This is a genomic window from Oceanobacter kriegii DSM 6294 (genome assembly GCF_000422845.1).
Classification (GTDB): domain Bacteria; phylum Pseudomonadota; class Gammaproteobacteria; order Pseudomonadales; family Oceanobacteraceae; genus Oceanobacter; species Oceanobacter kriegii.
Window position 1 is genome coordinate 142,568 of record NZ_AUGV01000004.1, and the last position, 20,761, is coordinate 163,328.

Annotated in this window: 18 protein-coding genes and 1 other RNA gene; 5 read left to right on the plus strand and 14 right to left on the minus strand. The window is 54.8% G+C overall.

Annotated features, from left to right (window positions below):
* Nucleotides 1-42: 42 nt before the first annotated feature.
* From rnd to ybfE, 6 genes are all read right to left on the minus strand, one after another.
* The gene (gene rnd, locus G516_RS0103610; RefSeq protein WP_028292509.1) at nt 43-1,197 is read right to left on the minus strand and encodes a ribonuclease D; all 1,155 of its coding nucleotides are present in this window, start codon (nt 1,195-1,197) and stop codon (nt 43-45) included.
* Nucleotides 1,198-1,291: 94 nt separating this feature from the next.
* Nucleotides 1,292-1,861, minus strand: coding sequence for a hypothetical protein (locus G516_RS23695; RefSeq protein ID WP_028292510.1), 570 nt, complete (start codon nt 1,859-1,861; stop codon nt 1,292-1,294).
* Entirely contained in the window at nt 1,861-2,187 is a 327-nt protein-coding gene (locus tag G516_RS0103620) for a YbaB/EbfC family nucleoid-associated protein (RefSeq protein ID WP_028292511.1), read from the minus strand. Before G516_RS0103620 ends, G516_RS23695 begins: the two co-directional genes overlap by 1 nt.
* Nucleotides 2,188-2,313: 126 nt before the next feature.
* Entirely contained in the window at nt 2,314-4,608 is a 2,295-nt protein-coding gene (gene dnaX, locus G516_RS0103625) for a DNA polymerase III subunit gamma/tau (protein WP_028292512.1), read from the minus strand.
* Between the two features lie 80 nt (nt 4,609-4,688).
* Nucleotides 4,689-4,785, minus strand: an RNA gene (gene ffs / locus G516_RS24265) — signal recognition particle sRNA small type.
* A gap of 122 nt (nt 4,786-4,907) precedes the next feature.
* Nucleotides 4,908-5,177 (minus strand): LexA regulated protein, encoded by a 270-nt coding sequence (ybfE, locus tag G516_RS0103630; protein WP_028292513.1) that lies wholly within the window; start codon nt 5,175-5,177, stop codon nt 4,908-4,910.
* A 196-nt stretch (nt 5,178-5,373) separates the two neighbouring features.
* Here ybfE and G516_RS0103635 point away from each other — a divergent pair, with 196 nt between their 5' ends.
* A complete protein-coding gene (locus G516_RS0103635) occupies nt 5,374-7,863 on the plus strand; it encodes a Lon protease family protein (RefSeq protein WP_028292514.1) in 2,490 nt (829 codons plus the stop codon).
* A 170-nt stretch (nt 7,864-8,033) separates the two neighbouring features.
* On the opposite strand, the gene G516_RS0103640 is transcribed toward G516_RS0103635, so the two are convergent.
* Both G516_RS0103640 and G516_RS0103645 read right to left on the minus strand, forming a co-directional pair.
* Complete coding sequence (locus G516_RS0103640; RefSeq protein WP_028292515.1) at nt 8,034-8,498, minus strand: DMP19 family protein; 465 nt, start codon at nt 8,496-8,498, stop codon at nt 8,034-8,036.
* Nucleotides 8,499-8,706: 208 nt separating this feature from the next.
* Complete coding sequence (locus tag G516_RS0103645; protein ID WP_084644842.1) at nt 8,707-9,648, minus strand: alpha/beta fold hydrolase; 942 nt, start codon at nt 9,646-9,648, stop codon at nt 8,707-8,709.
* Nucleotides 9,649-9,897: 249 nt separating this feature from the next.
* Here G516_RS0103645 and G516_RS0103650 point away from each other — a divergent pair, with 249 nt between their 5' ends.
* Nucleotides 9,898-10,077: a hypothetical protein gene (locus tag G516_RS0103650; RefSeq protein WP_028292517.1), complete on the plus strand. Its 180-nt coding sequence runs from the start codon at nt 9,898-9,900 to the stop codon at nt 10,075-10,077.
* A gap of 54 nt (nt 10,078-10,131) precedes the next feature.
* Here G516_RS0103650 and miaE read toward each other — a convergent pair whose 3' ends face one another.
* The 4 genes from miaE to G516_RS20880 all read right to left on the minus strand — a co-directional run bounded on the left by miaE (nt 10,132) and on the right by G516_RS20880 (nt 13,882).
* Entirely contained in the window at nt 10,132-10,749 is a 618-nt protein-coding gene (miaE, locus tag G516_RS0103655; RefSeq protein WP_028292518.1) for a tRNA-(ms[2]io[6]A)-hydroxylase, read from the minus strand.
* Nucleotides 10,746-11,162, minus strand: a complete 417-nt coding sequence (locus G516_RS0103660) for an acyl-CoA thioesterase (protein ID WP_028292519.1) — start codon at nt 11,160-11,162, stop codon at nt 10,746-10,748. The genes miaE and G516_RS0103660 overlap by 4 nt, the downstream gene beginning before the upstream one ends.
* 105 nt (nt 11,163-11,267) lie before the next feature.
* Complete coding sequence (gene xni / locus G516_RS0103665) at nt 11,268-12,053, minus strand: flap endonuclease Xni (protein WP_028292520.1); 786 nt, start codon at nt 12,051-12,053, stop codon at nt 11,268-11,270.
* Nucleotides 12,050-13,882 carry an ABCB family ABC transporter ATP-binding protein/permease gene (locus G516_RS20880; RefSeq protein ID WP_051218901.1) on the minus strand — a complete coding sequence of 611 codons (1,833 nt, stop codon included), beginning with the start codon at nt 13,880-13,882 and terminating at the stop codon, nt 12,050-12,052. The genes xni and G516_RS20880 overlap by 4 nt, the downstream gene beginning before the upstream one ends.
* Before the next feature lie 143 nt (nt 13,883-14,025).
* Here G516_RS20880 and G516_RS20885 point away from each other — a divergent pair, with 143 nt between their 5' ends.
* The 3 genes from G516_RS20885 (at nt 14,026) to G516_RS0103685 (ending at nt 16,802) form a co-directional block, all read left to right on the plus strand.
* Nucleotides 14,026-15,102, plus strand: coding sequence for a DUF2817 domain-containing protein (locus G516_RS20885; protein ID WP_051218902.1), 1,077 nt, complete (start codon nt 14,026-14,028; stop codon nt 15,100-15,102).
* A gap of 121 nt (nt 15,103-15,223) precedes the next feature.
* Nucleotides 15,224-16,015 (plus strand): TorF family putative porin, encoded by a 792-nt coding sequence (locus tag G516_RS0103680; RefSeq protein WP_084644843.1) that lies wholly within the window; start codon nt 15,224-15,226, stop codon nt 16,013-16,015.
* Complete coding sequence (locus G516_RS0103685; RefSeq protein WP_084644844.1) at nt 15,966-16,802, plus strand: alpha/beta fold hydrolase; 837 nt, start codon at nt 15,966-15,968, stop codon at nt 16,800-16,802. Before G516_RS0103680 ends, G516_RS0103685 begins: the two co-directional genes overlap by 50 nt.
* Nucleotides 16,803-16,890: 88 nt before the next feature.
* On the opposite strand, the gene G516_RS20890 is transcribed toward G516_RS0103685, so the two are convergent.
* Both G516_RS20890 and rhlB read right to left on the minus strand, forming a co-directional pair.
* A complete protein-coding gene (locus tag G516_RS20890; RefSeq protein ID WP_051218903.1) occupies nt 16,891-19,035 on the minus strand; it encodes an ATP-binding protein in 2,145 nt (714 codons plus the stop codon).
* 262 nt (nt 19,036-19,297) lie between these two features.
* The gene (gene rhlB / locus G516_RS0103695) at nt 19,298-20,749 is read right to left on the minus strand and encodes an ATP-dependent RNA helicase RhlB (RefSeq protein WP_245582601.1); all 1,452 of its coding nucleotides are present in this window, start codon (nt 20,747-20,749) and stop codon (nt 19,298-19,300) included.
* Nucleotides 20,750-20,761 lie beyond the last annotated feature (12 nt).

A 20,761-nucleotide genomic window follows, 5' to 3' on the forward strand; every position in this document is an offset into this window, starting at 1 on the left:
TCCCGTCGTTTCAGCAGCTCTCTGGCTCAGCTGCACTCTGGCTCAGCTGCATTCTGGTTCGGATGCACTTTGGTTCAGGTGTGCCAGCAGCACATCGCCAATTTCGTTCTTGCGCCAACCGCTGAGCGTATCCGGCAGAAAATAGCGCCCCGTTTTCCAGCCCGAGCGAACCAGTGCCTCCAGCGGCTTCTTGCGCGCCAGAATTTCCGGGGGAATGTTAAGGGCTTCCGCGCGATTCACAACAATTTGTTTGATGTCTTTCAGCAGCTGACCAGCATCCGGCGACAGCGGCTTGTCGAGCACGGCGGGCCACAGGTCTTTTTCGTCTTCCATGGCTTCGCGCATCACCGCCAGTACGGTGTTGCCATCGCGGCGAATCATTTCCGGCTTCAAACCCGAACGATTAAGCTGATCCTTGGCTTTCGGCTTATAGCGGGCAATGTTCCAGAGGCTGTTGTCGTCGATGATCTTGTTGCGTGGTACATCACGCTCACGGGCTTGCAGTTCACGCCATACCACCAGCTGCTGCAACACATGTTGTTCCTGCGGACGCAGCTTCCAGGCCAGTTTTACCCGGCGGTAATAATTGCCCGGCACATCGGTTTCACTGGCTTCTTCTACCGTGCGGGCACAGTCTTCTGCCAGCCAGTCAGTGCGCTGCAACTGTTGCAACTGGCCGACCAGCATGGGCCAGATTTTACGCAAGTAATAGACGTCGGCTACGGCGTACTGCACCTGCTCTTCCGTCAGTGGACGAGCCAGCCAGTTGGAGCGGGTTTCTTCCTTATCAAGCTCGATAGACAGCAAGGCAGCAATGATTTTCTGGAAGCCCAACGAAGCGCCCAACCCCACCATCGCAGCCGCCAACTGGGAATCGGCCAAAGGACTTGGCACTGCCCCGGTTAATTGGCGACAGACTTCAAGGTCTTCCAGACAGGCATGAAATACCTTGGTGACAGACTCAGCCTGCAACACGTCGGTAAAAGCGGACCAGTCGCTGATGCTCAGCGGGTCGATCAGGAAGCAGCCCTTGCTGCTGGCCACCTGTACCAGACCGGCCTTGGGATAAAAGGTGGTGGTGCGAACAAATTCGGTATCCAGCGCCAGAAACTCCTCGTGCAGCCAGTCCTTGCACGCGGCGGCCAGCGTTTCGTTGCTGGTTAACCACACAGGTACCGGTACGTTTGGCTTACTCAAGGGATTCTCCTATTGGCAGTTTCGTGCGCCAGATTCATTAATTTATAGAAGCGGCATGGCGATGCCTGAGTACCACGCTAGACACTCAGGGACACTAGCGCGGCTGTAACACACCTTCAACGTGGTGTGCGGCAAATACGATGCCTGCTTGTTCGGCCAGTGTTTCGAGGTAAAACGCCGTCGTCTGGGCCTCGACAGAGTCTTCCAGTACAACATCTATACGCGATGGCCGCTCTACTTCACTGCCTAACCGCTGCTGCAGGCATTCCAGACCCAATTGTCGCGGGCCAATACCATCAACCGGTGACAACAACCCGTGCAACACAAACCAGTTGGTTGGCGCATCAGGCTCTGGCAAAAGATGGTTTTTCTCGCGCAGATCGGCGATTTGCTCAGGCAGTTGCACAATGCGCAAAGGCTGCCTGCCCTGCCATTGACCATCACACACCGGGCATTCTGAATCTACGGTATAAGACCGGCAACAGCCACACAGACCAAGGTCGTTCTGTGCCGTTGTTAATGCTTGCATCAATTGTCGCGCCAGTTCAGGCGAATGCGTGAGCTTACGCGACAAACGGGCAGCGGCTTTGGGGCCGATGCCCGGCAGATCATCCAGGGCTCTGGTTAGCTGTTCCAGCGGCGCTGGAATGATCGCTTTCGGCATCAGAATGGCATTTTGAAGCCAGGTGGCAGACCCATGCCCTGCGTCATTTTGGACATGTGTTCCTTGTTGGCTGCTTCGATCTTGCGAACCGCATCGTTTACAGCAGCGGCCAGCAGGTCTTCCAGCATGTCCTTGTCTTCTTCCATCAGGGAATCATCAATGGCAACGCTTTTGACGTCGTGACGACCTGTCATAACGACTTTAACCAGGCCCGCACCGGATTCGCCGGTGGTTTCTGCTTCTGCCAGTTCAGCCTGAGCCTTTTGCATTTGCTCCTGCATCTTCTGGGCCTGTTTCATCAGGTTGCCCATGCCACCTTTGATCATGTTTGACTCCTCTACCGGCATCTCGCCAGTGTGTATTCAATGGTCTTCCGACATCGTGCATAGCTTACGACCGACATCGGTGTTGTAAGTTTTCGGCTCGATCACAATGGCCGAAAACGTTTGATTCTATTCCGTAAGCGGCTGAATGCTGTCTGGCACCACCATCGCGTTGAAGGTACTCAGTATATTGCGAACCTTGTCGTCCGTCTCAATCGCTTGCTGGGCAATAAAAGCAGCTTCAGCGGCCAGCCGCTGACGACGCTGATCCGGCGTTTCACCACGCGGGGTATTCAACGCCATCACCAAACGGGCGTTAGGCAGCAAACTCTCAACCGCTTGCTGGATGCGCTGCTGCTGGTTGGCGTTAAACAGTGCGCCCTGCTGCGGGTCGACATCAAAAATGTATTCGTTACCACGCACTTCCACCAGCGCGCTGTTTTTGGCAATCGCCATGGGCAAACCGGCCAATGGCAAATGCGGCAGCCACATCCACCAGGTATGCGGGGCCAGCTCTGGCAAATCTTCCTTGCTGACTTCGGCCGGTGGTGGCTGTTCTGGTTCCGGCGCCGCTACAGGAGCCAGCGAGTCTTCCGCTGACGCATTCAACAGCTGACTGAGATGACCGGCCATGGCTGCACCCATCGGCGCAGGAACGGCATCGTCTTCATCGTCGTCGTATTCTTCATAGGCAGGTGGCTGACTGGACGAGCCGGAACTCCACGGCTCGTCGTCGACCGGAATGTCCTCTTCTGCCCAAGGTACAGCCGGTGCTTCAGGGGCAGCATCTTGCACAGCTGCAGGCTGAGCAACCGGCTCCTCTTGCTGTGCTGGCATATGAGTACCGGAAGGGCTTGCTACGCTCTGACCAGTATGCGCTTCAGGTGTGGGCGCAAGCTCTACTGCTGGAGCAGCGGCGACATAAGGCTTTTCCTGCGGCGGATTGACCGGATGATGATCCTGAGGCTCGACCGCTTCAGGCACAGAAGCCACAGGTTTATTGGAAACAACAGAGGCTGCTGTCTGTACTGTTGGCTGGGCTGGCGCTGGAGCTTCTGGGGCGGCTGGTTCTGAAGCAGCATTTTCCCCGGAAATATGAGACTGCGCTGAGCCTGGCTGATCTGCGGTTGGCAGGTGTGGTTCAGAAGCTGCTGCAACGGACGCTTCAGCAACAGAAGAGTCGGCAGCAGAAGTTTCAGGCAAAGAAGATGAAGGTTCAGGCTCAGCCGTTAACTTTTTTTTTTCGGCCGCCGGATCATCGGCAGCAAATGCAGCAACGGAAGGATTGGTCAGCGCGGTCGCAAGATCCAAATCGGCCAACGCTTGTGGCAGCTGCTCCGGCATTGGACGGAACGCCAACATGCGCAGCACCAGCATTTCAAAGCCCTGACGTGGATCTGTCGCCATCGCCAGGTCCTTGCGACCGGAAAGCGCAATTTGATAATACAGCTGCAAGTCTTCGCCGTTCATGGCTACCGCCAGCGCCAGAATGGCCTCGCGGTCACCTTCGGCGTTATCAATAGCATCCGGCACCACTTGCGCCAGTGCGGCACGATGCCAGATACCCAACAAACCCTGAACCACTTCATCAAAGTCCGGGCCGTGTTCGGCCATCTCAGCCACTTCAGCCAGCACTTCGGGCGCACTGCCGCGCGCCATGACCTCGGCCAGTTTGAACAGTCGACCGCGGTCCATGGTGCCCAGCATGCTGGTTACCTGGTGCTCATAGACATTGCCTTCGCCGAACGCAATCGCCTGGTCGGTCAAACTGAGGGCATCACGCATACTGCCCTGTGCCGCACGGCCCAATTGCCACAACGCTGGCATTTCGTACTGAACGCTTTCAGCGTCCAGAACGGTTTCCAGGTAGCCAACAATGCTCTCCGGCGTCATGTTCTTGAGGCTGAACTGCAAACAACGAGACAGCACGGTGACCGGCAGCTTTTGCGGATCGGTGGTTGCCAGCAGGAATTTGACGTGCTCTGGCGGCTCTTCCAGCGTTTTCAACAGGGCGTTGAAGCTGTGGGTAGAGAGCATGTGCACTTCGTCGATCAGGTAAACCTTGTAGCGGCCTCGCGTCGGCGCGTACTGTACGTTGTCGAGCAGTTCGCGGGTGTCCTCAACCTTGGTGCGGGAGGCAGCATCCACTTCGATCAGATCAACAAAACGGCCTTCGGCAATCTCACGACAGGCAGAACATTCGCCACACGGACGAGAGCTGACGCCTTGTTCGCAGTTAAGGCACTTGGCAAGAATTCGGGCAATGGTGGTTTTACCGACCCCACGGGTACCGGTAAACAGATAGGCATGGTGCAGACGTTGCTCGTCAAGGGCGTTGATCAACGCTCTCAGGACGTGCTCCTGGCCAACCATTTCGTGGAAGAACTTTGGCCGCCATTTACGTGCAAGTACCTGATAACTCATGAAAACGCTGACTCAGCTAAACTTCGATTGGCGAATGATAGCGACTTACGAGGGGGATGTCAGGGGAAGTTGGAGATGACCCCCATCAGCCACACCCCGGCACACGAGTCGACTACTACCGTTGCTCCCTTCCGGGCCTGGCGGGGTTCGCAGTTTATCGTTGCGAGGGGACCAACAGGGGCCACCATAACGCCCGACTTACGTCAGGAAGCGCGCATACTAATGACAACTTCTTTGAAAATCAAGGGGTTATTCAAACAAGTCGCTCCGCGCAGTTTTTCGGGGCTACATTTTGGGAACTACAAATGCAGCCACTGCTTCAGTGCCAACGATATGACGTCCGCACGGGTCAGCTTCAATTCACTGGCAGCGGTGTCGAGGGCATCGATGATATCCCCTTCAATCTTGACCTCAAGACGCTGCAAGCCACGCTCCTTGTCACGCATCCGTTGGTGACGCTTGTTAAAGCGACTCTGGGAACGGCGATCATAAGGGCTGCTTTTGGGACGACCACGTCTCGGAGTCGAGAACATATCGATCGTCGTGCGATCTTCAGGCTGAACTGACATGGGTGCTACCGACGGAAAAAACGGCCGGCATTATGCCGTCCGAGGCTCGAATTGCAATGCTGTGTTGCATTCTTCTTGCCAGCCAGCGCCCGCAAATAAGGCAGCGTGACCGTCAAAGATGCGGTGAATTACTTGCCAAGTAAATCAACTCCCAATAGTGTGGAATCTTCTAACAGCCGCAATATAGACGGATAACATGTCAGCCAACGTATCGACACTTATTCCTGCTGAACATCTGACCCAACGCGTCAATAAGGACATCATCAATTTCGACACCACCTCAGAACTCGACAGCTTTCACGGCGTTCTGGGTCAGGAACGAGCAGTAAATGCCATTCAATTCGGCGTTGCCATGCAGCGTCCGGGTTACAACATCTTTGTAATGGGAGACACCGGCACAGGCCGCTCTTCCTACGTTCGCGACTACCTGAAAAGCGAAGCCAAACGCCAGGAAACACCCACCGTCTGGTGTTACGTAAACAACTTCAAAAACCCCCGTGAGCCGGGTGTGATTGAACTGCAACCGGCAGAAGCCAGCCAACTGAAAGAAGACATTCGCCAGCTGATCGACCAGCTGTTGGCGACCTTTCCGGCGGCTTTCGAACACCCGTCCTACCAGCAAAAAAAATCTGCCATTGATTACCAATTCAATCGCAAGTACGACAAGGCGATTGAACAGGTTGAGAAGGAAGCGCACAAACAAGGAGTCGCCGTATACCGCGATGCCTCCACCATCAGCTTCACCCCACTGCGCGAAGGCAAGGCGCTGGACGAATCCGACTTTGCCCAGTTGCCAGAAGAAGAGCGCGAGCACTTCCATGAAACCATCGCCCAGCTGGAGCAAATGCTGGGCGACCATTTGGCCGAGCTACCGCAATGGAAACGGGAAAGCAGCGACCAGCAACGGGAGCTGAACCAGCAAACCATCAAGGAAGCGATTGAGCCGCTGCTGACGCCTCTGCGCGACCGTTTTGGCCATCACGACCGGGTTTCCAGCCATCTGGACGAAATGGAAGAACACCTGCCCCGCCTGGTGCTGGAAGAACTGATCGACGACCGCCTGATGGAATTGCGCGAAGAATACGTCAAGCGCAACCGTCTGGAAGAGTCGCTGCTGCCGAACGTGGTCACCCACCACTCCACCGACAGCGGTGCACCCGTGGTGTACGAAGCACACCCGAGTTACGGCAACCTGTTTGGTCGCATTGAATACACCAGTGACCAGGGTGCTCTGGTCACCAGCTATCAGCGTATTTGCCAAGGCGCATTGCATCAGTCCAACGGCGGTTACCTGATTCTGGACGCCGAAAAAGTCCTGCAAGAGCCTTTTGTTTGGGACGCGCTGAAGCGCGCCATTCAGTCCCGCCAGCTGAAAATGGACTCGCCTTATTCAGAGATGGGCATTTTCAACACTACCAGCCTGCTGCCAGCGACCATTCCGCTGTCCGTGAAGCTGGTATTGGTTGGCTCCCGTCAGGTGTACTACCTGCTGCAGCAATACGACGAAGACTTTAATCGTCTGTTCCGAACCGTGGTCGACTTCGACAACGATCTGCCACTAACGGATGAGTCGTTGCACGCTTACGCCCGACTACTGAAAAGCCGCGCCGACGAACAAGGCTACGCGCCTCTGAGTCGCGATGCCGTTGCGCGCATGGTGCAATTCAGCGCCCGCCTGGCCGAGCAGCAGGATTGTCTAAGCGCTCACATTGGCGAACAGTTCGACCTGTTGTCTGAAGCCGATTTCATTCGCCAAATGGCGGCGGACAAAACCATTGAGCCACACCATATCGAACGTGCACTGACTGCCAAACTGGAGCGTACCGGCCGGGTTTACGACAAGCTGTTCGAGCAAATGATGGATGGCACCGTATTGCTGGAAACGTCAGGCACCGCTGTCGGCAAGATGAACGGCTTGACCGTGATGTCACTGGGCGATAGCAGCTTCGGTTCTCCTGCGCGTATTACCGCTACCGTGTATCCGGGCTCACGCGGCATTGTCGATATTGAACGCGAAGTGAGCCTGGGCCAGGCAATTCACTCCAAGGGCGTGATGATCCTGACCGGCTTCCTCGGCAACCGCTATGCGCAGCAATTCCCACTGGCCATTTCGGCCCATCTGGCGATGGAGCAATCCTACGGCTACATCGACGGCGACAGCGCCTCACTGGCTGAGTTGGTGTGCCTGATTTCTGCCCTGATCAATTCACCCATCGACCAGAGCTTTGCCATGACAGGTTCAATGAACCAGCATGGTGAAGTGCAGGCCATTGGTGGCGTGAACGAGAAGATCGAAGGCTTCTTCCGCCTCTGTAAAGCTCGCGGCCTGACCGGCAAACAAGGCGTGATTGTGCCGGAATCCAACCGTCGCAACCTGATCCTGCACGATGACGTGGTCGAAGCCGTCGCCGCCGGGCAATTCCAGATTCATTGCATCAAGCATGTGGATGAAGCGCTGGAGCTGCTGATGCAGCGTGAGGCGGGCGTTATGGACGACAACGGCGAATTCCCGGATGGCACCATCAATGGCGACATCATTGACCGCCTGAGAGCCATCTCCCACATTGCCGAAGACGAAGGTCAACCTGAAGACAGCAAGAAGAAGTCTTCTGGTAAGAAGTCGTCCAAAAACAAGAAGGAAGACAAGGCATCTGCTGCTGGCAAGCAAGCCAAGCGCAAGAAATAAATCCACTCAGGCGCTTCACAAGCGCCTTACCAAAGCAGGCGGGTCATGCAGCAGCATGCCCGTCGGCCAGTAGTGTGATTCAGCAAAACAAAGCATTCTGAGCGAAAACGCAAAAACCAAAAAAGCCGCTGAGTCAGCGGCTTTTTTGGGTATATCCGGTACCCGATCAATCAGTAAAAATCTTTCAGGTTTTTGGAAACAAACTGCAAGGTTTGAGCAACCAGACCGTCACTGACGTCATAGAAACGATCATCCAGCGCCGACACTTCATCTGCATGCTCGCTTTCAATCTGATCAAACTGATCAACGCGCTCATCTTCGTCCGTTGGCACTGTCGCGTCCGGGAACATCGCTACCAGCTTTTCCAGCAAGGCATGAGTATCCCGCGCCTTAATGCGCTCCAACGACTCCAACGTGTCGTGAGCCAAAGCACCGACATCGTGGTGGAAGAATTGGGAGAACCCGCCGTTTTCCATTTCCCGTAATAAACCATCGATACAGAAAACGGTTTTCTCGGCGTCGCTCAGGGCACTGTAACCCTGCTCGGCTTCCTTGTCGTATATCACATCTGTTATTTGCAGAAATGAATCAGTTTCATCAGCAACTTCAAGCGCTGCCTGAATCTCCACGTTCATAGGTCTAACTCAACACTCTCGCTTTATTATTTGATCCAATAACAGCCAAGATAGCTTAAGGGTTTCCTTTTGACAAAGGTTTTAAAGCCCTTTTTTACCCCGACCAAGCCCTTTAGTGCGCTTATTAACAAATACTAACAATACGATAGTTTTCGGGTCACATTGAAGCATTAAAGACCCTGCCAGCAACGCCGATCACAACGATGCTTTATTCGAATATTTTGACAATAATATCAGCAGTGCGTTCCGGTTCTTCCATAGGAAAACAGTGACTACCACCAAAGTCGATAGCGCGAACATTGGGGTTTATCTTAATGGCACGTTTTACACCGGGCTCGACAAAACCAAACTCGCCATTGGCTTTCAGAATGGTAACGGGCACGTCCAGCGTTCTTACACAATCCCACATGCCATCCGGAGCCGACCCAAACAAGCGTGCCTCCCACTCGGGTGTACAGGCAAGCGCCACACCAGTGTCGACTTCGCGCAAACCATATTCCAGATATCCACCTAACGCTCGTTCGTCCCAGTTGGCATATAACCGCTTCGAGCGAAGGTAACGTCCGGCCGACGCTCTATCTGCCCAATGAGCTTGCCTGCGCCGCGCCTGCTTCACCAACGGATTAATACCCCATAGCCGGGTAAATTTAAGAACATGCTGCAAACGAATCAGAGACGCCGGAAACAATACCGGGTCAAGCAGGACGATACGGCTGAACAATCCGCGATAACGTGCAGCCATCATCGTGGTTAGCACCCCACCCATGGAATGACCAATTGCATATACATTGTTGCCAATACCGCCCGGGGTATTTACTGCACCGTTATTTAACGTTGTGTTTTTGATTTTTGCCGTAGGCATGCGTTCGGCAATAACACCTGCCGCAAAGCTGGCGACAGCATCAGCCAGCTCCGACCAAACCGGGAAGGCACTCTGCGCCGCTGGCGAACGACCATGCCCTGGTACGTCCGACACCAGCAAATTCCAGCTTCGTGGCAGTGATTCGGCCAATGCCAACAGGGTCATCCCGCAAAATCCATTGCCATGAAGCAGGTGTAAGACAGGGGAATCTTGATCTCCCGCACGCCAATAGCCACATATCACGCCATTCGTACAGATTTGCCAGTCATCGGCTATATGCTCAGGCATTCGTTTACTCCAGAATATTGGTAACCAATACGTCTAAGGCCGTCATAAGACTGCCCAGTAATCATTGCTACAATCTGGGCATTGCGAAAAACAAACGCACAAAAACGCATTACACTCGTTTCATGGACTGAAGCATTTGAAGATCAAGGGAACCTGACAATACGAATAACAACTATAAACGTATTCGTGACGGTGAAACCGAACACTTCACGTAGCCCAAGACCGCAGACCAACACAAAGGGAACAACAATGACCGCTCAAACTGTTACACGTGCACTCGAAGCGAACCGCCGTTTTACCGATTTGAAAGACGCAGAGGCGCGCCTTTCACAAGCTCGTCGTGACCTTGATGCCCGCGTGATCGATTCTGATGAATACGAAACAATCACAGACGTGTGCCAGAAGATCATTCGCGCCTGCCGCGACTGAGTAGCACAACAGGCGTTAGATTCCGACAGCGATAGAATAGATCCGACAACCGCCTCACGCGGCCGTCGGCACACCACTATGAAAGCGGAAATCAGCGTCTGGTGACTCAATCAGCTCACGTTCAAGCTGCTGGAAAAACGCTACGCGAGCCTCAATTGGCTCGTCGGAGTATTGCTGTGCCAGCGTCAGGTAGTCCTTGTAGTGACGACCTTCCGAGCGCAGCAATGAGCGATAGAATTTTTCCAGCTGCTTATCCAGATACGGTGCAATTTTGGCAAACCGCTCGCATGAGCGTGCCTCAATGAACGCACCAACAATCAAGATGTCGATCAGCTCAGGAACACCGCCCTTACGCACCGCATCACGCATGCCCGCCGCATAGCGCGACGATGACACGTGGCGGTAAGTAATGCCGCGGTCTTTCATTATGTTGACCACTTGCTCGAAGTGCAGCAGCTCTTCGCGGGCCAGCTGACTCATTTTCTTCAGCAGGTCTTCACGATCAATATGCTTGTACAGCAGGTTCATGGCCGTGGTCGCCGCTTTCTTTTCGCAATTGGCGTGGTCGATCAGCAGGATTTCCTGCTGCTTCAGGGCTTCATCCACCCAGGCTTGTGGGGTTTCGCACCCCAGAAACGCATCAATCTCCGCTAACACCTCATCGAGGTTCATAGCTCTTCCTCAATCATGTTCTCCAACGAGGCGCGAACATTACCGGAAATTGGCACAGTTTGCTGGGTTTTCAGATCAACCAAACAGAAAGTCACCTTGGCTTCAGCGATGGTGTCGGCTTCTTTGCCGTCCTTCAGCAGTACCACTTTCTGCTTCACCGCACCGCTTTTGTTGCCCAGGGTATCAATGGCCGACAACACCCGTAGGGTCTCGCCAGCCAGTGCAGGGCGTAGATATGAGATGTTGATGTTCACCACAATGAACGCCAGATTCTGGCTGGCAAACAGTTCCAGCAAGTTATGCTGTTCGACGAATTCCCAGCGCGCTTCCTCGAGGAACTCCAGATAACGGGCATTATTCACGTGCTGGTAAATATCCAGATGGTATCCGCGAACTTTGATATCAACCGCCATGACCACTCCCGTGTCGAAATAATTAACTGCACCGGAGTCTAATCAAACAAGCGTTTTAATTCAAACAAGTGTTTGATCTAAGATTGAAGCCCAGACCACCCCAGCCTAGCGACCAGGCTCATACCGAAGCTCTTTCAGGTTCACAGCTACCGGCACGTCAGTCGACAAGCGAGCCAACTCCCGGGTCAGCAAGGCATCTTGCCAATGGGCATTCAATTTTTCAGCCTGTGCGGGCTTGATTACTCCGTCCTCAAGCAATTGCCCGGTGCCAATCAGCGCTCGATCAAGACTGCCCACGGCATCGAGAATGGCAGACGCCGATTTCGGCCCCAAACCAGGCACGCCCGGCAAGTGGTTGGTGCTGTCGCCGGTCATGGCCCAGAAATCCACCAATTTGGCTGGCGGCAAACCAAAGCGCTGCATCACACCGTCTTCGTCCAGAAACTGACGGTCGAAGTGGTTGGCAATGGCAATGTGTTGATTCACCAGCTGACTGAAACCCTTGTCCGTAGACAGAATGACCGAGCCAATACCGCGACCGGCGCATTTCACCGCCAGCGTGGCGCACACATCGTCGGCTTCCCAGCCGTCCACCTTGATACAGTGGATGCCATTACGCTCGAACGCCTGCTGCATTTCTGTCAGGTGTTGATTCAGGTGGTCTGGCATCGGCGAGCGGCCTAGTTTGTAGTCCGCCCACATGCGATGACGCCAGGTGTCACCCTCAGACTCGTATACCATCACCAAATGGCTACACTCCAACCATTCCATGTTGTTATGAATGGTGGCAATGCAGCGACTGGTGGTTGCTTCAAGCGCCGTCGGCGTGTTCTCTACCGCGGCATACACCCGACGCACCAGATTCATGGCGTCCACAATCAGTAATTTCATTCTGCCGCTCCTTCATCATCACTGGCTGGGGTCGAGCCCTGATTCTGGTGCTGCCACAGCTGGAAGTACGCCCCACGCTGCTCAAGCAACTGAGCATGATCACCCAATTCCACCACCTGTCCTTGTTCAACCACGGCAATCAGATCGGCGTCGACAATGGTCGATAGCCTATGTGCAATGATCAGCGTCGTGTGTCCAGCCGACACCTCCCTGATGGAGGCCATGATGGCGCGCTCAGTAGCAGAATCGAGCGATGACGTTGCTTCGTCGAACAGCATGATGGCGGGCTTTTTCAGCAACATGCGGGCGATGGCAATGCGTTGTTTTTCACCACCGGACAGCTTCAAACCGCGCTCCCCCACCAGCACATCCCAACCTTCCGGGTGTCGCTCAATCACCCCTGACAAGCGCGTCATTCGGATCACGCTGTGCAGCTCGTCATCACTGGCCTCTGGCCGCGCGTACAGCAGGTTATTTTTCAACGAGTCGTTAAACAGCACGGTGTCCTGCGGCACTATGCCCAATTGTTCTCGCAGACTGGCCATCGGCACCCGTTGGATCGACTGGCCATTCAGCAAAATGTCGCCTTGCTGCGGATCGTAAAAGCGAAACAGCAGTCTGGTCAGAGTCGATTTTCCCGCACCACTGCCACCAACAACCGCCAGGGTTTTGCCAGCCGGCAAGCGCAATGAAAAATCCCTCAGCACCTGATGGTCAGATCGATAGCCAAAACCCACCTGTCTGAATTCCAGTTCGCCCTTACCAGCTGCCGGTGCTTCGGTTCCCAGATCAGGAACGTCGGTTGTTTCACCGAGCAGCTCGAACATGCGTTCGATGTTGGCCATGGACGCCTTTAGCTCGCGGTAGACAAACCCAAGGAAGTTCAGCGGCAAAAACAGCTGAAACATAAACGCGTTTACCAACGTGAAATCCCCAAGGGTCATTTCCCCTTTCACTACATACCAGCCCGCGAACATCATCATCGACAGCATGGCCACACTGATGATCAAGGCCTGGCCTGCGTTCAGGCCAAACAGGGTGTAGCGGTTTTTCTGGCGTGCTGCTTCCCAACCCGCCAGCGCCTCATCGTAGGCGGCCGCTTCACGCTGTTCAGCATTGAAGTATTTAACGGTTTCGTAATTCAGCAGGCTGTCGAGAGCACGAGCATGGGTGGTCGAGTCCATGCGGTTGGCCTCTCGTACGTATTGGGTGCGCCACTCGGTCATTCGCGCCGAGAACAACACATACAGCACCACAGCGACCGCGGTAATCACAGCAAACACTGGCGGATAGTTAATCAGCAGCAGGCCGATCACCATAAACAGTTCCAACAGCGTTGGCAGAATGTTGAACACCAGAAAGCGCAACAGAAAGCTGATGCCTTGCACACCGCGTTCAATGTCACGCTGCAAGGCACCGGTTTGGCGGTCCAGATGAAACGCCAGATTCAAGCCGTGCAAATGGCGAAACACTTTCAAGGCGGTGCGTCGCATCGCCCGCTCGGTGACTCGCCCGAACACCAGATCCCGGATTTCACCAAACAGCACCGACATCAAACGCGCCAGCCCGTACGCCAACAACAGCCCCAGCGGAAACCACAACCAGGCGTCGCCACTGAAGCCGTCAGGCATCTGGTCAAGCTGGTCCACCTGATGCTTCATCAGGAACGGCATGCTGACACTGGCCACTTTGGCGCCCACCAGGCAAATCATTGCAACCACAACCCGGCTGCGATACTCCAACAAATAGGGCGTCAGTGTTTTCAGCCACTGCCAGCCTTGTCTAACGGGTGGTTCAGGGTCATATCCCCGAGCGCCGAACGATTTCATGTCAGTTGTAACCTATGCTTCAGAAGACGGCTGTTTAATCCGACGTACACGCCTTGCCAGTCTTTGAAGCAAGGCTGCACCCTATGAGGTGGCCGTCTCTGTAAAACTCGAATGCAGAATGGAAACCCTGCGTGGAGATGTAAATGAGCCGACGAATCTACCATATTCAGAAAGCCTTGCCGGAATTAGCCGAACTGGAAGCCCTGATTAATGAGGGCCGCAAGGAAATGCGCATCTCGGCCCCGGCACACATCCATCATGCGGGCACGCAGTTGCCTATCTATTCCATCGAGATGGGCAGCCGGGATGCCATCGCACCGACACTGGCTTTGATTGGCGGCGTACATGGTGTGGAACGCATTGGCAGCCAGATTATTCTGGCGTTTTTACGCTCGTTGATTCACCGACTGGAATGGGACGAACAATTGCAGCAACAGCTGGAGAAATTACGCCTGCTGTTTATTCCCATCGTCAATCCATCCGGCATGTGGGAAAACTCCCGCTGCAACGCCAACGGTGTCGACCTGATGCGCAATGCTCCGGTAGAGGCCGAACATCGTACGCCGATGCTGGTTGGCGGCCATCGTTTGTCACGTCATTTGCCCTGGTACCGGGGCCGCAGGAATGCGGCGATGGAGCCGGAAAATCAGGCGCTGACCAGCGTGATTGCCCAAACCCTGTATCAGCAGCCCCTGTGTATTTCGCTGGATTGCCACAGCGGTTTTGGCTCTCGCGACCGCATCTGGTTTCCCTATGCCAAGAGCATGAACCCCTGGCCCGGTTTAGCTGAAGCTCATGCCCTGACGCAGTTGTTCGAGCACTCTTATCCCAACCACAGCATGTATCTGTTTGAACCCCAGGCGCACAGCTACACCACCAACGGCGACGTCTGGGATTACCTGTACGACGGCTATCAGCAAGCCAACCCGAACGGCGTGTTCTTACCGCTGACGTTGGAAATGGGATCGTGGGCGTGGGTGCGTAAGAACCCACTGCACTTACTGCATTTTCACGGGCTGTTTAATCCGGTGTTGCCACATCGCCATCAGCGCATTTTACGCCGCCACATCACCCTGTTCGATTTCATGATGTCGGCGCTGGCCAATCAAACGGCCTGGTTACCGCAGGGCCAAGCCCACAAACAACAGCAACACTCACTAGCGTTGCAGCGTTGGTATCCGAACCTGGCAGAAAAAGACCAGCCACTCGGCAGTTGTTAACGGCCGAAAGGGCAACCCGATGGAACCCGGCTCACAACTTCAGAGTCTGTTGTTGCTTTGTCAGAGAGCTGGCGACAATTGTTTGCCGATTCGCGTATGATGAGCGCCTCTGATTTGTTGTATGACCCGAAATCGAGCCAATACCGAGAATTATCGCCCCATGTTGTCTGTTCGCCTGCCCGCTGCTTCGGTAGCCAAATCCGTTGTTCACTCACTAGCTGCCAGCGTGCTGGTCACCCTTGCCGCCGTTAGCTTGCCTGCCCAGGCCGAAACCAATGCCCAGCTGGGTTTGGTGACGGAATACGTCCGTGACGGCATCAGCGAAACCCGCGGCAACTTCGCGGCGCAAGGTGGTATCAACTACGTTCATAACAGCGGCGTTTACGGTGGCGTTTGGGCCAGCCAGTTGCAGCGCAAGGACGACGACTCCCACTCAGAGTGGGATTTTTACTCTGGCATCAGCCGCTCCCTGACGTCCGAGCTGGGTGTGGATGCTGGCTTTACCCGCTACACCTTCCAGGGTGACAGCTCCCGCGATGAGGACAACCTGAACCACTACAACGAGGTTCATGCCCGCGTCTCCTATGACCAGTCTTTGGTGCTGGGCTGGCGTCATACCAACCACTACATCGGCAGTCGCTTTGCTCGCCGGGTAGTGGAAGCCTCCTACACCCTGCATAGCTCCGATTTTGACTTCGAGTTTTACGGCGCCCAACATCGCCTACTGGGTCTCGATGACGACTATAATTATGGTCACGACGACCGCGATTCCTACTGGCACTTCCGGGTGGGTGTTGAGCGAACCTACAATCAGTGGGACTATCGTCTGACGCTGGAGCGCACCAATCTGACGAGTGACTTTGATGCAGGGACCACATTCCAATTCGGTATCCACCGCTACTTCGACTTCTGAGTACGCCACAGGGCCTGATCGCTCGGGCCCACGTACCTGCGTGCTGCTGCGAGGCCTGATTCGCAGCCGCTTTCATTGGGGTAACTTTCCCGTTGAACTGTTAAAGCTGGCACCAGTAGAAGAACTGCTGATGCCAGAGCTGGCCGGTAATGGCGAACGCTCGACCGAGCACTCCCCTGCTGACATTGCCGCCATGGTCGAGGATATGCGTCGCCAAACCCTCGAGCTGAAACCCGATGGTTTGAATAACCTCACCCTGATCGCCATTTCCATGGGCGCCATGATCGCCACCGCCTGGGCCGCCAAATACCCGGATGAAGTTACCGAGTTGCATTTGATCAACACCAGCTTCGGCCGATTCTCACGACCATGGCAACGGATGAAACCCAGAGCTCTGGCGCGTTTGCTAAAACTCGCCCCCAAATTGCTACAAGACCCGGCGGCACTGGAAAGCGGCATTCTCGACATGACCTTGAATCACACGCCACCGCCACACTGCCTGGCTGAGTGGAAACAATTCGCCCGCCAATATCCGATGAGCACCAGTAACATCATTCACCAAATACAGGCGGCCGGAGGCTATCAAGGCCCCGCCAACGCACCGTGCGAACGCGCCTATTTGTATTGCAGTGCCAACGACCAGCTGGTGTCGAGCCAATGCAGCCACGCCATTGCCAAAGCCTGGGGTAAACCCTTGTTTGAGCACCCAAGCGCAGGCCACGACTTGCCTATGGATGACGGAGAATGGTTGGTGAGCAGCATTGAACGGGCACTGGGGACCCTTTAAATAGAACTTCTCTGCGTGAATGACATTCGTGTTGAGACTTTTGGCCGTAACGTAATAAGAGCCTGTTGGCTGTAACGCAATAACAGGGTCAGCGGTCGGACGTTTGCACCAACCATCGCAACAACAGGTTTTTCAATGCCTCCGCTCTGACGGGCTTGGCCAGATAGTCGTTCATTCCCGCCTGCAAACAATTTTCCCGGTCGCCACGCATGGCATTGGCCGTCATGGCAATGATTGGCAAACGGCTGAACTGTTTGTCAGCCCGCAGGCATCGGGTGGCCTCGTAGCCATCCATCACCGGCATATGGCAATCCATAAACACCATGTCGTAATCCGGGTGCTGCGCCAGACGCACCAACGCCTCTTTGCCATTGGCGGCAATATCAATGGTCAGACCGTACCGTTTTAGCATGCCCTGAGCGACTTTCTGGTTCACCAGATTGTCTTCCACCAGCAGCACCCGAGCGTTAAACATCAGCGTTTTTTCAGCTGTCGGTGCCGGAACCTGAAGTGCTTGTGGGTTTAATGCGCCAATACAGTCATTGATCTGATTCAGCAGCGCAGACTGGTTGAGCGGCTTGGCCACCGTGCTAAAACGCTCGCTGCCCGGCATCGCGCCCTTGTCCAGCCGCATCCCCGGCGGCAACATCGCCACAACCGATGGTCGTGCATGCTCGTGACCTTCCAAAATCGAATCCAGCCCTTCCAGCGCCTCACACGCTTCGCCGTCCAATGCCATCAACAGCACCAGCCGCTGATCCTTCGGCGTGTCAGGCAGGGATTCGAGTGAATCCAACAGCTGGTAGTGTACTTGCCAGGTGTCCAACACACGGGTCAGATACTCCCGGCTGCACTGTTCCGGCTCGTACACCATGACCGTCAGATTGTTGAAAATACGACTGGCGCAATAAGCACTTTCGTTATTGCGACGACTGGACTGCAGCCGGACATCAAACCAGAAGGTAGAGCCTTTGCCGTATTCGCTTTCGACCCCGATGTGGCCGTCCATCAAGCTGACTATTTGCTGCGAGATACTCAAACCCAGTCCGGTACCTCCGTGGATTCGGGTGGTACTGGTATCTTCCTGGGAAAAGCGTTCAAACAGCCGATTGAGGTTTTCCGGGCGAATGCCAATGCCGGTATCCACCACCCGGAATTTCAGCCGTACATTGTTATCGGCTTCTTCTTCCAGCTCACAAAACACCTGAATGGAGCCGCTATCGGTAAACTTGATGGCGTTGCCAACCAGATTAAACAGCACCTGCTGAATCCTGCCCGGATCACCGATCACCCACTGCTTGAGAATGGGCTGCGCCGGGCACAGCAGCACCAGCTGTTTTTCGGATACCCGGTGTGCGATGGACTCTGAAAACAACGACAACATGCGAGGCAGGTCGAATTCAATTTCTTCCAGCTCAAGACAGCCGGATTCAATTTTGGTGAAGTCGAGAATGTCGTTGATGATGGTCATCAGCGAATCGGCACTGTAGCGAATGGCGTGGGCCATTTCCTGTTGGTCAGCGTTGAGCTCACTTTCCATCATCAGGTTGATCATGCCCAGTACGCCGTTCATCGGCGTGCGGATTTCATGACTCATGTTGGCCAGAAACTCGCTTTTGGCCCGGTCTGCTGCCTCGGCCTTTTCCTTGGCGGCTTGCAGCTCTTGCAGCATGGTTTCCATTTGCTGATTGGCTCGCACCAGCTCGGCGGTGCGCTCTTCCACCAGCTCTTCCAGGTGCTCCTGATACTCCGTCAGTTTGGCTTCGGCGGCCCGTCGCTCGGAAATATCCAGCACAAACGCCACGGCGTATTCTTCGCCATCCAGTTCAAAATAGTGGGAACGAATTTCAACCGGAAACTCGTGGCCAGCGGTGTCCCGGTGACGCGATTCAAACAAACTGGAGCCGTTGGACTTCAGCGCCTCCCAAATATGGGGCCAGTCCTGCTCGCGGACGTTAGGGTCCCATTCCCACGCTGCCATACCAATCATCTGACTGCGGCTGTAACCCATCCGCGCACAAGCGGCCGCATTGACGTTAACGATGCGAGAATCCCGCCGCAGCCAGAACACTTCGTAGCTGGCGACTTCGAGTGAGTATTGATTGAACCGCAGCGAGTTAAAAATGGCCTCAGCGTCGGCCACTTCCGATTCAATATCTCGCTGAATCCAGGAGGTGACATGACCTTCCCGTATGACATCACTGATCTGTCGGACTGACTGGGCTTCCTTCATCCGCGGCCTTGCTCCGATGGTCGATGGCTGGAATGCGTCTGCATAAAGAGGGCATCGGAATAAACTGAACTAGATGCCCCATATAGACTAGCACCACCACCGCCAAGCGCTAACTGGCCGAAGGTATCATCAGGATATTTGGGTCAAATAGAGGCAAACGCCGAGAGAAAGAGAGAAAGAGAGAAATGAAGCGTCGACTGGAAATACGAAGTGATGAACAAAAGAAAACGGCGTTCGAATGAACGCCGTCAGAGTTTACAACTCAAGGCTGCTTCAATGGCAGCTTGGTACCGAGGTACTTTTCAAGATCCGGCAGCGAGAACGCATCGTCCTCGGATACCAGACTGAATGACTGGCCTTTGGCGCCAGCACGACCGGTACGGCCAATACGGTGAACGTAGTCTTCCGGGTCTTCCGGCAAGGTGTAGTTGAATACGTGGGAAACGCCATCAACGTGAATACCACGACCGGCAACGTCGGTCGCCACCATGATGGTTACCTCGCCATCACGGAAACGCTCCAGTGTTTTCAGACGCTTCTGCTGGGCCACTTCGCCCGACAACAGCACGGCTTTGAAGCCTTTCTTGTTCAGCTTGTCGCACAGGTTACGGGTATGGTCGCGACGGTTGGCGAAGATGATGCAGCGCTCCGGGTTTTCCTGCTTGAGGAAACGCTCCAGCAAACCAAACTTGTCGGCTTCAGACACCAGATACAGGTGCTGCTCAACCCGGTCTGTGGTGACCTGCTCAGGCTCGATTTCAACCTTGATCGGCTCACGGGTCCACTGGTCAATCAGGATACGAACATCGAAGTTAAAGGTCGCCGAGAACAACAAGGTCTGACGGTGATCCTTCGGCGGCGTTGCACGAACGATGCGGCGCACGTCGGGAATAAAGCCCATGTCCAGCATACGGTCAGCTTCGTCCAGCACCAGGATTTCAACCTGATCCAGGAACACATCCTGATTGCGCATAAAGTCGATCAAACGGCCCGGTGTCGCCACCAGAATGTCCACCACTTCGTTACGCAGCACCTTACGCTGAGGCTCGTAATCCATACCACCCACAACGGTGAGGATATTCAAACCAGAGTATTTGCCAAGGCCGTCTGCGTCCTTACCAATTTGCAGCGCCAGCTCACGGGTTGGTGCAATGATCAGGGCACGAGGCTCACTGGCAAAGCGTTCTTCCGGCTGTACGGTCAGCAAACGATTCATAATGGTCAGCAGGAAGGCGGCGGATTTACCGGTACCGGTTTGTGCCTGACCAATGGTGTCACGACCACGAATCGCCGCCGGCAGACTTTCGGCCTGAATCGGTGTGCAGTATTCAAAGCCCAGATCCTGAATCGCATGCATGATGCAATCCGGCAGGTCGAGGTCATGGAAGCGGGTTTTGCCTTCGACCGGCTCAACCTTGAAGTCGGCCGCATTCCACGGCGTTTGAGGCTCAACCTGACGGCCAGACTGGCGTGACTTGCCAGCGGATTTCTTACCGGACTTTTTACCACGGCCATCGGCCGCATTGTTGCTTTTGCCACTGTGACCCGCTTGTGGCTGGTCACCGCGTGGGTGTTTGCTGGTGTTCTGGGATTTGGCAGCGGCCTGGCCAGATCGGGAAGACGATTTGGACGGTGCTTTTGCAGCAGGACGGGATGCAGATCCGGCGTTGTTATCCTGGTTGCCCTTCACTGCCTTGAAAATTTTCTTGAACAAAAGTGTCTCCAA